Raw genomic sequence first — 14,831 nt, 5'->3', positions numbered from 1 at the left:
AAAGGCTCTGCCTTTCGGCAGAGCCTTTTCAATCGGCTGTTTACTTAACCAAGAAACTCAACATGTTTTTCCAAAATACTGTCTAAGGTTTCACCTGCCGACATATTGGTAAACGTGATGCTGTTTTTATAAGTGGCACCGTCTTGACCTACACCGGTAAAGCTCAAGGTGTGGGTGTGATCATTCCATACCGCACCTTTCAGTTGATCAGGGCTTACCAAATCGGCAAACACCACTTTATCGGTACCGGCTTGGAAATCCAAGATTTTGTCATGGCCGCTGTTGCTCTTAGCCAAGAATACAAACTTGTCGGCACCTTCTCCGCCGGACAATACGTCATTTCCCGCACCGCCGAACAGAATATCATCACCTTTGCCGCCATACAGTTGGTCATTGCCGCCATCAACACGGTTATCCAGCAACTCATCCCAATGTTTTTGGACATAATCAACTTTTTGCTGTTGAGTCGCGGCCGCACCGCCGTTTTCACTCCATTTGATAAATTCATTCAAGGCTTCGGAACCCATGCCATCATGATTTCCGGCTTTGAAAACTTTACCGGTATGGCCATTGGTCCATTCCAAATGATCGGTCTTGATGGAATCGCCAAACAGAATGTCGTTGCCTTCGCCACCAAAGAGAGCATCGTCAGATACTTTGTGTAAAACTTTAGTAACGGAACCTTTTTCCAAAGCGGCATCCAGCTCATCGGGAGTATTTACGATAGAGGCTTCTCCAGCTTCTCCGTGATAAATTACTTTAGTGGTTTTATGTCCGTTATGGTGTTTAACTACATCTTCGGTATATGACAAAGGCTCGCTGGATGTGGTATCAAAGTATTTCAATGTTTTTTGCTGAACACCTTGTGCAAAACCAATTGCATGTACATCGGATATATCACCCAATGCTTTGAAGCTCTTCAAGCCAGCATCTACTGAAGATTGGGTTACATATGCACCGCTTTGTTTTTCTCCATGACGGCCATAAGTAGTTGGCTCACCATCTGTCAGGAAATAAGTTACATTTTTGTAACCATTACCCGAAACATTCTTAAACCATGAGGTAGCATCTTTAAATGCATCTTCATAGTTTGTTGCTCCTTTGCTTCTCTGCGCAGAAATACTATCCAGCAACCTGTCTACATTCGATTCATTCAAATCTCTAATATCGATTACTTTATGAGCTTCATGATTAAAGGTCATAAAGGCGACATTTACTTTTCCATCATGGCCTGCAAGGTCATGTGCTAATTTCAATAACGATGCTTTAGCCATTTGAAGATAAGAATAGCCGCTTTCTGTTCTGAAATTAGACATACTGTTAGAGGTGTCTAATAAAATTGCAATATTGTAATTGGCACCTTTGGTGATAATAGTCTGAGTACCACCTGTATCACCGATTAACACATCATTACCGGAACCTCCTTTAATATCAGGATCGGGATCATTTGTACCAATTTTAATTTTATCGTTATCGGCTCCATTAATAGTAATTTTCAACTCAGCTTTTGAAACATCGCCGTCAGCATCTTTTACTTCGTAAATGAATTTATCTGTAAGTGTTTGGCCATTATTCAAAGCCTTAACAGCCGGATTATTGCTATCCAGTTGGTAAGTGTAATTACCATTATGGTCAATTACCAACTTACCATAATGACCACTACGGTCACCCACTTCTACTATTACGGGGTCTGCGCCGATTCCATCATTAGCCAGTACATTACCGCTAACCGAATTGTCTTTTTCACCAATTCTATTGACATCATTGACAGCCGACGGTTCGGTATCAGTAATCTTAATGTCCAAGCTATCCATAGAGATATTGCCTGCTTTATCTTTTACAGTAACGATAAAGCTGTCAGCTACAGAATTATCACCTTTACTGTGATCTTTCCGCTCACCATTTTCAAGGTAAGTGTAAGATACCTCTCCCTTGTTTGCGTCATAACCTGTCACAATCAATCGGCCTTTATCCGTATTGATCACAATCGGATTAACGGCTGTAGCAGACATCACATCCTTACCAGCTACATTAATAGCATGTAAATCAGATGTATCACTTACTTTAATCACCCCATTTACTTTAGAGCTGCTGGCTTCTTCAACCTGTTGGTCCTGAGCTTCTACCATCGGTGCATAAACATCAATCGAACCGTCATCTTTATCCGTGCCTTCGTTACCGGCCGGATCTTTCACCGATGCTTCCGCAGTATACGGGCCTTCCGGTAAGGCTTTCGGTACGTCAACACTGTAAGTGCCGTCGGCTTTAACCGGGGTGGTAATCGTTTGTTTGCTGCCGTCCGATGCCGTAATCACGATGGTTACGATCGAACCGGCCGGTGCATCGGTTTCTCCGGTGATGGTCGGAGTGTTGTCGCTGCTGTTGTCCGGTGCCTCCACACTGATGTTCGGACAGGTGGTGTCAATCACATTGCCTTCTTTGTCCGTAGCGGTCGCGGTATTGCCGGCTTTGTCGGTAACGGTCGCTTCAACGCTGTAGTTGCCGTCCGGCAATGCTTTCGGTACTTCAACGCTGTAAGTACCGTCGGCTTTGACGGTGGTGGTTACGGTTTGTGTTTTGCCATCCGAACCGGTAATCACCACAGTAACGGTTTGACCGGCTTCTACATCGGTGGTGGTGCCGACGATGGTCGGAGTATCGTCGTTGGTCAATGCTGGTGCGTCTACGGTAATGGTTGCTTTGGTATCGATCGAACCGTCATCTTTCGCCGTCGCTTCGTTGCCCGCCTTATCTTTAACGCTGGCCTCGGCAGTGTAGCCGCCGTCCGGCAATGCTTTCGGCACTTCAACGCTGTAGCTGCCGTTGTCTTGAACGGTAGCGGTTACGGTTTGTTTGCTGCCGTCGGCAGCGGTAATCACTACGGTTACGGTCGAACCGGCCGGCGCATCGGTTTTACCGGTGATGGTCGGGGTGTTGTCGTTGCTGTTATCCGGTGCGTCGACACTGATTGACGGTGCGGCAGTATCGATCACATTACCTTCTTTATCTTCAGCAGTAGCAGTGTTGCCGGCTTTATCGGTAACGGTTGCGGTAACGCTGTAGTTGCCCTCCGGTAAGGCTTTTGGCACTTCAACGCTGTAAGTGCCGTCGGCTTTAACAGTGGTGGTAACGGTTTGCGTTTGGCCGTCTGAACCGGTAATCACTACGGTAACAGTCTGGCCTTCTTCTACATCGGTAGTTTTACCAACGATAGTCGGAGTATTGTCCTTGCTGTTATCAGCTGCATCTACGGTAATGGTCGCTTTAGTGTCAATCAATCCCGGATCAGTTGCCTTGCCTTCATTGCCTAATTTATCTTTAACAGTAACGGTTACATCATATTTGCCATCAGGTAAGGCTTTCGGCACTTCAACGCTGTAAGTGCCGTCGGCTTTAACGGTGGTGGTAACGGTTTGTGTTTGGCCGTCTGAACCAGTAATCACTACGGTAACGGTTTGGCCTTCTTCTACATCGGTAGTTTTACCGGTGATGATTGGCGTGTTGTCATTGCTTAAATCAGGGGCATCAACTGTAATTTTGGCAGTTGTATCAATGCTGCCCGGATCGGTAGCGGTTGCAGTTTTATCAGAAGGCGTTTTAACCGTAGCAGTTGCGGTATAGTTGCCATCCGCCATAGGAGCAGGCACTTCTACAACATAAACGCCATCTTTACCAATTGTTGTAGTTACAGTTTGGCTCACACCTTTACTATCAACTACAACTACTGTAACCACGCTACCCGGCTCGGCATTGCTCACTACACCACGGATCTCAGGTGTATTGTCATTGATGTGATCAGGCGCATCTACAGTAATAGTTACAGGCTTCTCTGAATCACCATCTTTACCCCCCAAACCGGCAAGACCTGCCAATGGGGCTAATGCGAGCAACCAAAGAGGATTCGGCATCCACAAAGTGCTGATAATCTCGCCACCCAAAGCTTGACCGGCTACCACTTCCGAAGCCAACATGGTTACGGCTTCAGAAGGTTCTGTGCTTTCCGGAACATACGGATATACATTGCCGTTTTCATGCTGGCCAATCAGCAAACTGGTTTTGGACGCACCGGTTTCGTTGGAATAATAACCTTCCAAAATCAGATCAGGATTATTGATATCCGAACCTTCAAAGGCAATTTCCAAGTTATCGCCCACGCGTTTGGTCATAATATTTTCAGGAGCAAAATTCGTTGCTTCATCAACCAACTGATAATTCACCTCAGCTTGTGCCGGAATACGCAAAGGCTGACCAGATGCCGTCTGAAATTTAACGGTTTCTAAAGTTTCTTTTGTATTATTGATATTTAAAGTAATATTTTTAGACATTTCATTCACCTTATACTGTTAGCCTTATTTATTTTTTCTCACCGTGCAAAATCACTTCTACACGACGGTTAGGTTGGTCGCACTCTTGGCGTGCTTTGGCGTTATTCGGGTATTTTTTGCGGCAGTTTTTGATAACCAATTCTCGTTCTCCGCGTCCTTCCGCACTAATCAGTTTTCGATCCAAACCACTCTCAGAAAGAGCTGTTTTCACGGTAGCCGCACGTTCAACTGATAATTTTCGGTTGTATTCGGGAGAACCTTCCGGGTCGGCATGGCCCACTACTGCAATACCGCTGATGTGATCCGGATTTTGTTTGATATCTTCGGAGATCACTGCCAGCTCCTGCTTGCCTTTGGGTAAGACGCTGCTGAAATCAGAACGGTCAAATTCAAATAATGCAGAGGCTTGCAAGCTGTATTTTTTCAAGATAACGGCACATTGTTCTTTGCTTACCACGCGCGACAAGGTATGATTTTGACGTTTGACACCCTTCATCTCGACTTCGGCTTGCTCAGGAGAAACAGCCTGCAACACGGGGTTTCCCGCCCCATCGTCTATGATTTTGAAGAATGACACTGCGGAATCAGGCAGATTGTAGTAATCACCTGCATTGGCCTTATTGAGATAACCTGCATCACGTTTTGTAAATTCAGCATGGAATCGTTGGTTTTGCGCACAAACGACTTCCTGACGGTAAGCGTTCGGTTGCAATGAACCGGAGTATTGACCGTTAACGTAAATATTCACGGTGGGCCCGTTTACAGCATTGGCCTGACGGTAAAACACTACTGAGGAGCGATTATCCGGAACAGAAGTACTGTATGCAGCCTGCTTGGTATCCACCCAGCTTTCTTTAGGATGATGTGCACATCCCACTGCTGTTAATGGAAGCAACACCCATAATAATTTACGATACTGAAACATGATTTATAGCTCCTGATTTAATAATGCCGCTCGCTTTGAAAACCAATCCGGAACGGCCTGTTTTAAAGATTGAATATATTGATTTGATATGCTGTTCTTCCGGCAACGCCGATTCTTCTGATTGCTTAATACATAAAGATATTTAAATGATAAACGCATCTACAAATGCCTTTCGCATGGCAATACCAACGGTATTTTTTAAAGATGACAGGTACATTTTTTACAATTTTTCACAATTATCTTTGGATTAATCTCTTTTTACAATAAAATTACTATACAATTGTAAATAAACAGTATTTTAAAAACGATTATGTTACTGAAATAATATCGAAATACCTAAATTATTTCCCATTATCATTTTTACAACAAACAATATTCACTTCACTTATTTTCTTCATTTGCTTGGTTTTCCGAAGCAATACGGCACTCTTACTTGATTTAAGCTAGAATGTTTTATTTTTACTTTCTTCACTTTTCTTATGCGCCTCACCCATATCAAACTTGCCGGCTTCAAATCGTTTACCGACCCCACCACCATTCATGTACCCGGACAGCTCGTTGCCGTTATCGGGCCGAACGGCTGCGGAAAATCAAACGTGATTGATGCCGTTCGTTGGGTATTGGGGGAAGCATCGGCCAAACAACTGCGCGGCGAGAGCATGCAGGACGTGATTTTCAACGGTGCCGCCACACGCCGCCCCGCTCCGCGCGCTTCGGTGGAATTGGTTTTCGACAACAGTGATCACAGCTTGCAGGGCGCATGGGGGCAATATGCCGAGGTAAGCATCAAGCGACAGCTTACGCGGCAGGGTGAATCCACTTACTTTATTAACAACCAAGTGGTACGCCGCCGCGACATCACCGATCTCTTTCTCGGCACCGGCGTAGGCGCGCGCGGTTATGCCGTGATTGAACAAGGCATGATTTCGCGCATCATCGAAGCGCGGCCGGAAGAATTGCGGGCATATATAGAAGAAGCGGCGGGCGTATCCAAATACAAAGAACGCCGCAAAGAAACGGAAGGCCGTCTGAAAGACACCCGCGAGCATCTGCAACGGCTGTCTGACTTACAAAGCGAACTCGCCCGCCAAGTAGAAAAACTTGAAAAGCAGGCCGAAACTGCCGAACGCTATCAAACGCTTACCCGCCAGCTTTCGCAACAGCAAGACTTGCTCGACTATGTGCAATGGCAGCAATCGCTGGCCACCGCCGACAAAGCCACTGCGCAACACCAAACATTCCAGCAGCAGCAAGACGAAACCGCCGCCCAAGTTCAAGCCCTAACCGAAGAAATCCACGCCCTGCAAGCCACCGAGCAAGCGCAGCAGCAAAGCGTGCACGACATCAGCAATCAACGCGGCGTATTGCGAGAACAGATTGCCCGCTTGGAAGAACAAATCCGCCATCAGCAAACCCTGCACCAACGCATCGAGCGCGACAAAGCCGCCGCGCAGGTGCAGCTTTCGCGCATCCACCAAGAGCAGCGGCAAATCAAAGAGCAACTGGAAGAAGCAGACATTCACATAGAAGAAAAGCAGGTTGAATTGGCCGAACTGGCCATGCAGGTTGCCGAATACGAAGAACGCCTGCCCGAACTCGAAGAAGCACAGTCCGTGCTGAACACCGCCTACCAAAACCAGCAAGACGAACACAACCGCATCAAACGCGAGCTGGCCTTGAAACAGCAGCAACTCGCCCATTCGCAACAAACCCTGCAACAGCACGAAGCACGCAGAGGCCGTCTGAAACAGGAAAGCCAAGCACTCAACCTGCCCGATGACAGCGAAACCGCCGCCGCGCAAGAACAGGCCGCCTTGCTGCAAAGCCAACAAGAACATTACGAAGAACAGATACTCGCAGCCGAAGAGCAGCTCAACAGCCTGCGCGAACAATTTCAGACGGCCTCACAACACCAGCAAAGCCTGAAACAGCAACACATTACCCTGCAAGCACAACAGCAGGCGCTTGCCCATCTGCTCGCCCAAGACGAGGCCGCCCAAACCGATTTCTGGCAACAAACCGCGGCGGCGGACGCGCCTCAGCTTTGGCAACACATCACCGCGCCCGCTGATTGGCAACACGCCTTAAGCGTGGTTCTAGCCACACGTTTGCACGCCCGCGCCGTACCCGCCGCCTTCCAACCGCCCTCGCCCCTGCCCGAAGGCAGCGCCGCTTGGTTGGCCGACAATCTTTCAGGCGGCCTCAAGAAAACCCTGCCCGCTCAGGCGCTGCTGAATCAAATTCAAGCCAAAGCTCCTTTTCAGACGGCCTTACACCATTGGCTGGACGGCGTTTTATGCGCGCCCGATTTGGATTACGCCATCCGGCACCAAGCCGACTTGCAAAATAACCAAATCTGGCTGACCCCCGAAGGCCATCAAGTCGACCGCATCAGCGTGGTGCTGTACGCCCAAGCCGCACAAGAAAACCTCATGGCGCGCAAAGCCCGTTTGGACGAATTAACCGCCGAACTGGAACAACTCACGCCTAAACTGGCCGCAGCGGAACAACAATCCGCCCAAACCCAAACCGCTTTAAATGCCGCCGAACAGCACTACAAAAACCTGCATCAGCAGCAAAAGCAGCACAGCCAACAATACCAGTCGGCACAAAACCGCGCCGCCGAACTGCTCGCCCGCACCAATCAGGGCCAAATCCGCCGCGAGCATATCGAACGCGAACTGGCACAACTCGAAGAAGAACAAATCATTCTCGAACAAACTTCAGACGGCCTCGAAGACGATATCGCCACACTTACCGAAGCAGCAGCCGAACTCGAACACCAACAACAAAACACCGGCGGCAGCCGTCAAGAGCAACAAGGCCGTCTGAAACAAGCCCAACTCGCCCTTCTCGAAGCCAACCGCCAATACGGTTTGGCAGAAGTGGCCGTGCACAAACTGCAACAGCAAAAACAGCACTTCCAGCAACAATTGATCCAACTTGAGCAGCAAACTTTCGACTGGCAGGAACGCCAATCCGAATTGGCCCTTGCCTATGAAACCGAAACCCAAAACGACGAGCAACAAGCCAAACTCAGCGAACTGACCGAATCCGTACAAAACCTCGACGAGCAATACGCCGCCATGCAGGAGCAACTCGCCTCTACCCAAGAAAAAGGCCGCGAACAATACGCCCGCCAACAAACCCTGTCGGCCAAACTGCCGCAATTACAGGCCGCCACCCAAACCGCTTTGCTGCAACAACAAGAAGCCCTGCTGAACGCCAAACGCTTCCACCAAAACCTTGCCGAACGCCAAGCCGATTTCGACGCACTCGAATCGCTGGCTGCTGAGTCCGGCAGCTTAAAAAATCTCAACAGCGACATCGGCAGCCTCGCCCAACAAATCGAAGCCCTCGGCGCCGTCAACCTCGCCGCCCTGCAAGAGTTGGAAGAAGCCCGCGAACGCGACGGCTACTACCGCGGCCAAAGCGAAGACGTGCAGGCCGCCATCAACCTGCTCGAAGAAGCCATCGAACAAATCGACAACAAAACCAAATCGCGGTTTAAAGAAACCTTCGATGCCGTTAACGAGAAAGTACAAACCTTCTTCCCCACCCTATTCGGCGGCGGCGAAGCCAAATTACACATGATCGGCGACGACCTGCTCACTTCGGGCGTATCCATTATGGCCCGTCCGCCCGGCAAGAAAAACAGCACCATCCACCTCTTGAGCGGCGGCGAAAAAGCCCTCACCGCCATGAGCTTGGTGTTTGCCCTGTTCAGCCTCAACCCCGCCCCCTTCTGCCTGCTCGATGAAGTGGACGCCCCGCTCGACGATGCCAACACCGGCCGCTTCTGTAATCTGGTGAAAGAAATGTCGGCACAAACCCAGTTTCTCTACATCTCGCACAACCGCCTCACCATGGAAATGGCCGAACAGCTTATCGGCGTAACCATGCAGGAAAAAGGCGTATCGCGGATTGTGGCGGTGGATATCCAGCAGGCTTTGAGCATGGCGGAACCGGCTTAAGCCCTTCTCCCAACCTTTCTTAAAGACAAGAAAAAAGAGGCCGTCTGAAACTTTTCAGACGGCCTCTTTAACCGAAACCCTTATTATTGTGCCGCACTTGCCGGAGCAAGCAATTTTTCCATCGGCTTCAGGTCAACCGCATTACCCTGACTCACGATCCATCTATCTTCCACACGCCACTTGCCGGCCGCATCTTCCACACGAATATACCAGTGGTTTGTATCGGGCAGCGGTTTGAATACGGCGTTGTATTCCGATTTACCGCCCGACGTAACCCCACCCTGAGCCGCCTGCAATTTCACCGTTTGATCGCCGGCTTTTTTAGCCGGATGCAGCAACACCAGATTAACCGCTTCTTTCGGATCAAAATCTCCGCTTACGAACACTTTGGCCGCATTATGGTCGGGGCTGATCAACACTTGCGCATGGATGTTACGCTTTAAAGCCTCTTCATCTCGGTGCAATTGGATGTCGATATGTTTACCGTCTTTATAGTAATCATCCGACACCAAATCGGCTGCGTTTTTCTGCGCCAGATAGAACGTAACGAATGCCGCCACAACCACAATGGCAGGGCCGGCCATCAGAATCCACGGCCACGGCTCTTTGTACCAAACTTTAGACTTTTGCGGATTTGCCAATATTACTCTCCAATAAATGATGCTTTACTGCTGATGGTACGTGTTTCGGCGGCAGGATCGTCCACTTCGCGATAGTTGAATTCAAACTCAATCGGATGGCTGCCTTTACCGGCGTATTCGGGAATCGTCGAAACCTGTACCGGAATGGTAATGGTTTCGCCACCCGGCACTTTCAAGCCCTCGGCAGGCAGACCGGTAAGTGCGATTTCTTCAAAACCGCTTACCTTGGCCGTGAGAATCTGCTCCTGCTCGCTGGCATTAATCACGCGCAGATTATAGGCATTTTCCAACCAGCCCTTAGAATTTTCGCGCACCATCACACCGCGGTCTTTAATAATATCCACTTCCAGCGTTTCGCGTGTTGCGATGCCGGTAATCCATGCCGCAACCACCAACAGCAACACAATGCCGTAACCCAGCACACGCGGGCGGAGCAGGCGTTTTTTAATGGCGTTTTCAGGGTATTGATGCTCCAACGCGGCCTCGGTGGTGTAACGGATCAAACCGCGCGGGTAATTCATCTTATCCATGATTTCATCGCAGGCATCAATACAAGCCGCGCAACCGATACATTCGTATTGCAATCCGTTGCGGATATCGATACCCACCGGACACACCTGCACACACATCGTACAGTTGATACAGTCGCCAAGAGGGCTTTCTTCCCTGCTCACATTTTTCTTACGGGCACCGCGCGGTTCGCCGCGCTCTTCATCATAAGAAATAATCAACGTATCACGATCGAACATCGCACTTTGGAAACGCGCATACGGGCACATGTATTTGCACACCTGCTCGCGCATCATGTGGCCCATCAGCCAAGTCATAAAGCCGTAAAACACCGCCGCGAACAGCACACCGCCGCCAACGGTAAAGTTGAAAATACTCGGCACCAACTCTCGAATCGGCGTAAACCATCCCGCAAACGTAATACCCGTCCACGCACTGACCGCAAAAATCAATAAGTATTTAACCGCCTTAATGCGGATTTTGCGGAAATTCCACGACTCTTTTTCCAACTTCAACCGTTTATTGCGGTCGCCCTCTACCAAATGATCAATCCACAGCATCATTTCGGTGTAAATCGTTTGCGGGCAGGCATAACCGCACCACAGGCGGCCCGCGATGGTCGTCCACCAAAACAGGCCGAATGCCGAAATCATCAGCAAGCCGGCCAGATAAATCAAATCCCCCGTTCCCAACGACAAACCGAAAATATAAAAATGCCGCTCGGGAATATCAAACAAAACCGCCTGCCGCCCCGACCAGTTAAACCACGGCAGCACATAAAACACAAATTGCGTCGCAAAAATCGCCAATACACGCAAGTTGGCAAAACGCCCTTTTGCCAACTTCGGATGAATACGCTTGCTGCCTTGATAAAGATGGATGACCTGCTCTTTCGGCGGATTAGACTGTTGTTCCCGTGATTCAGTTGACATGACGGTGTTCCTTAATATTTATTCACAAGCTTTTTTTATCCGAGCATTATAAAACTTTCAGACGGCCTGATAAACCTTAGCAAACCGTCTGAAAGCACTTGCCAAATATGCAAAACCTATTTAAAGTTTATGTATTAATACAAAATGGACTTTGTATGAGTGAATTAAAACCCAAAGGGAATACCGCTGTCAATATCGCCCGCTCCATCGAACAACTTATCCGCAACGAAAGCTGGCCAGCAGGCTACCGCTTGCCCACCGTACGCACATTGGCCGAAGATTTACATGTTAATGCCAACACCGTGTCCGCCGCCTACAAACAACTGCGCGATGCCGGCATTATCGAAACCGACGGCAGACGCGGCAGCTTTGTCCCGCCCAAAACCGAAATCCTGCACACCGAAACCGCCGTTCCTCCCAATCTCGTCGACTTGGCTTCCGGCAACATCGACCACCGGCTGCTGCCCGAACTTAATCCCGATATTCTGGAAAGCTACCGACTTTCCACCGATGTAGGCTGCCACGGCGACAGCCCCGAACTGATGGCGTTTATCCAAAACTGGCTCGACCGAAACACCGGCATACATACCGAAACCATGTTGCTTTCCAGCAGCCTCGAAATTATCGAGCGCGCCCTCACTCAACGCTGCATGCCGGGAGCCAAAGTGTTGATAGAGTCTCCCTGTTGGCTGCCTCTGCCCGCCTTGCTCTCGCATCTGCGTCTGGAAGCCGTAGCAGCGGAAATGGACGAAGAAGGAGCCCTCATCCCTTCCGACCTATCGCCCGATGACGTTTCCGCCGTTATCCTGACCGCCCGCGCCCACAGCCCGACCGGTATCTGTTACAGCAAAAACCGCTGGCAGCAATGGCAACAATGGCTCAGCCGCCACAATCCGCTCCTGATTATCGACGACCATTGGGCGGCCCTTAGCCGCAAACCCTTCCACGGCATGGAAGGCTTTACCAACGAATGGATTTACAGCACCTCCACCAGCAAATTTCTCGGCACCGATGCCCGCATCGCCATTGCCGCCAGCAACGGCCCTACCCTGCGAGCCATGAAAAAACGTTTCTCACTCGGCCCGCGCTGGATAAGCAAACTTCTCCAACACATCACCCTGTACCTTTGGCAGCAACTGGACTCAGACGGCCTCCCCAACATCGCCGAAAGCTATCAAAGCCGTCGGGACAGCCTGATTACCCATCTCAAACAACACGGCATCTATGTTCCCGGCAGCACAGGTGAAGGTCAGCACATCTGGCTGCCCGTCCCCAACGAATCCCAAATCATCCAATTCCTCGCCGCCAAAGGCTGGGCCGTACAAAGCGGCGCTTCATTCAACTTCGGCAAAAAACCCGCCGTACGCATCACCATCGGCAACCTAACCCTAGCAGACTGCAAAACACTGGCCGACGATATTGCAGAAACGCTGGCAGTAAACGGCAAAGCGATTTACTGATTAATAATTATTAATAAATAGTAAAAGGCCGTCTGAAAACTTTCAGACGGCCTTTGATAACACATTGGCTAAACTGTTATTATTATATTTTTCAAATACAGAGGACAAAAGAATGGCGAACCGAACCGAACCGAACCGAACCGAACCGAACCGAACCGAACCGAACCGAACCGAACCGAAATTATACAGCATAATTACATTGAAAACAACATTTTAAAACTAAAATCCCTCTTCCCCGAAGCCTTTTGCGAAGACCAAATCGACTGGGAAAAACTCAGGCTCATCTTCGGTGAAGAGAACCTCGCCCACCACAACGAACGCTACCAGCTCAACTGGGCCGGCAAAAGCGAAGCCTACCGCACGCTGCAAACGCCCACATCCAATACCCTGATTCCCTGCCGAGGCGAATCGGTGGATTTCGACGGCACAAACAATCTCTTTATCGAAGCCGAAAACCTCGAAGCCCTGAAAATCCTGCAAAAAGCCTATGCCGGCAGCGTGAAGATGATTTATATCGACCCGCCCTACAACACCGGCAGCGATTCCTTTATCTATCCCGACAAATTCAGCGAAACCCGCGAAGAATACGCCCGCCGCGTCGGCGACAAAGACGACGAAGGCTACCTGAAACGCGACGGCGTATTCCAAGGCGCATGGCGCAAAAACAGCAAAGAAAGCGGCCATTACCACAGCAACTGGCTCTCCATGATGCTGCCGCGCCTGCATCTGGCGAAAACCCTGCTGCGCGACGACGGCGTGATTTTTATCTCAATCGACGATAACGAACAGGCTCAATTGAAACTGTTGTGCGATGAGGTGTTTGGGGCGGAGAATTTTGTTAGTCAAATCACTTGGCACAGAAAACGTGGCAAAGATAATAGTGCACCGAATTTGAGCAGAGTTCATGAATATCTAATTGCATATTCAAAAAATATCCAATTGGTTCAATTTAATAAATTAGAAATAGAAGCTGAAACATTAAAAGCATATAAAAATCCAGACAATGATAGCAGAGGGAGTTACCGCATACTCGGACTGTGGGCTAGAGGAAATCAAGGTGGCAGTAGATATGAATATACAACAAATAACGGCACTTATTATCCGGAACGAGAGTGGTTGGTCGGTTTAGATACTATGAAAAAACTAGATGATGAAAAACGCTTAATTGAAAATGGAGATAAGCTTTATAGAAAATTATTTCTTTCGGAAGTTGCAGGCTCTGTACCCGAAACAATTTGGCTTGATACAAGTAATACAGCAAATGCTGCAGATGAACTTAAACTTCTTTTTGATAAAAAAACTTACTTTGATACCCCAAAGCCAATTCCATATTTGACAAAAATGACAAAGCTTACAACAACCCCGAACGACCTAATCCTCGACTTCTTCTCCGGCTCCGGTACCACCGCCCACGCCGTAATGCAGCTTAACGCCGAAGACGGAGGCAACCGCCGCTATATCTGCGTGCAACTTCCCGAAGAAACCGACGAAAAATCCGAAGCACGCAAAGCCGGTTTCGACACCATCGCCGAAATCGCCAAAGAACGTATCCGCCGCGCAGGTAAACAAATCCGCGAACAACACCCCGAAAAAACCGTTGATACCGGTTTTAAAGTATTCAAGCTGGCCGAAAGCCATTTCAAACAGTGGAGGCCGTCTGAAAACGGTTCAGACGGCCTCGAGGCGCAACTGGCCATGTTTATCGACCCCGTTGCCGAACATGCCGAACCGCTGAATATGGCTTACGAACTGATGCTGCGTTTGGGCTTGAAACCCACCTGTTCCGTTACGCATGAAGATGATGTGTTTTGGGTGGACGATCAAGACACAGGCAAACGCATTGCCCTGCTGCTTACCCGTGCCGACGAGCATTTGATAGATGCAGTGATTGCCAAACAACCCGCCAAAGCTGTTGCACTCGACCGTTTGTTTGACGGCAACGATGCGCTGAAAACCAATACCGTATTGCAGATGCAGGAAGCCGATATTGTGTTTATGTGCATATAAGCGCATAGGTCGGATTCTCGAATCCAACAATGCCTGCCCATCAAACCGTCGGATACA

7 protein-coding genes are annotated in these 14,831 nt (G+C 49.2%); 3 read left to right on the top strand and 4 right to left on the bottom strand.

Translation table 11 applies throughout. The annotated features are described in order from the left end of the window. Positions 1–44: 44 nt before the first annotated feature. Positions 45–4,325, bottom strand: a complete 4,281-nt coding sequence (locus Q0X97_RS09280) for an Ig-like domain-containing protein (RefSeq protein WP_302066685.1) — start codon at positions 4,323–4,325, stop codon at positions 45–47. Between the two features lie 28 nt (positions 4,326–4,353). After that, positions 4,354–5,250 carry an OmpA family protein gene (locus Q0X97_RS09275; RefSeq protein ID WP_302066684.1) on the bottom strand — a complete coding sequence of 299 codons (897 nt, stop codon included), beginning with the start codon at positions 5,248–5,250 and terminating at the stop codon, positions 4,354–4,356. 479 nt (positions 5,251–5,729) lie between these two features. Between Q0X97_RS09275 and smc the strand changes: the two genes are divergently transcribed. Then, on the top strand, positions 5,730–9,224 hold the full coding sequence (gene smc, locus Q0X97_RS09270) for a chromosome segregation protein SMC (RefSeq protein WP_302066683.1): 3,495 nt from the start codon (positions 5,730–5,732) through the stop codon (positions 9,222–9,224). An 83-nt stretch (positions 9,225–9,307) separates the two neighbouring features. Here smc and Q0X97_RS09265 read toward each other — a convergent pair whose 3' ends face one another. Beyond that, positions 9,308–9,865 carry a FixH family protein gene (locus Q0X97_RS09265; RefSeq protein WP_302066682.1) on the bottom strand — a complete coding sequence of 186 codons (558 nt, stop codon included), beginning with the start codon at positions 9,863–9,865 and terminating at the stop codon, positions 9,308–9,310. A gap of 2 nt (positions 9,866–9,867) precedes the next feature. After that, positions 9,868–11,307 (bottom strand): cytochrome c oxidase accessory protein CcoG, encoded by a 1,440-nt coding sequence (gene ccoG, locus Q0X97_RS09260; RefSeq protein WP_302066681.1) that lies wholly within the window; start codon positions 11,305–11,307, stop codon positions 9,868–9,870. 155 nt (positions 11,308–11,462) lie between these two features. Between ccoG and Q0X97_RS09255 the strand changes: the two genes are divergently transcribed. Together Q0X97_RS09255 and Q0X97_RS09250 are read left to right on the top strand one after the other, a co-directional pair. Next, positions 11,463–12,767 (top strand): aminotransferase class I/II-fold pyridoxal phosphate-dependent enzyme, encoded by a 1,305-nt coding sequence (locus Q0X97_RS09255; RefSeq protein WP_302066680.1) that lies wholly within the window; start codon positions 11,463–11,465, stop codon positions 12,765–12,767. A 411-nt stretch (positions 12,768–13,178) separates the two neighbouring features. Continuing rightward, positions 13,179–14,774, top strand: coding sequence for a site-specific DNA-methyltransferase (locus Q0X97_RS09250; protein ID WP_302066679.1), 1,596 nt, complete (start codon positions 13,179–13,181; stop codon positions 14,772–14,774). Positions 14,775–14,831: the final 57 nt, after the last annotated feature.

It is taken from the genome of Neisseria sp. MVDL19-042950, assembly GCF_030504625.1.
Classification (GTDB): Bacteria; Pseudomonadota; Gammaproteobacteria; order Burkholderiales; family Neisseriaceae; genus Neisseria.
The sequence above is the reverse complement of the archived record's forward strand: the minus strand, read 5'-3'. Positions and strand labels throughout refer to the sequence as shown.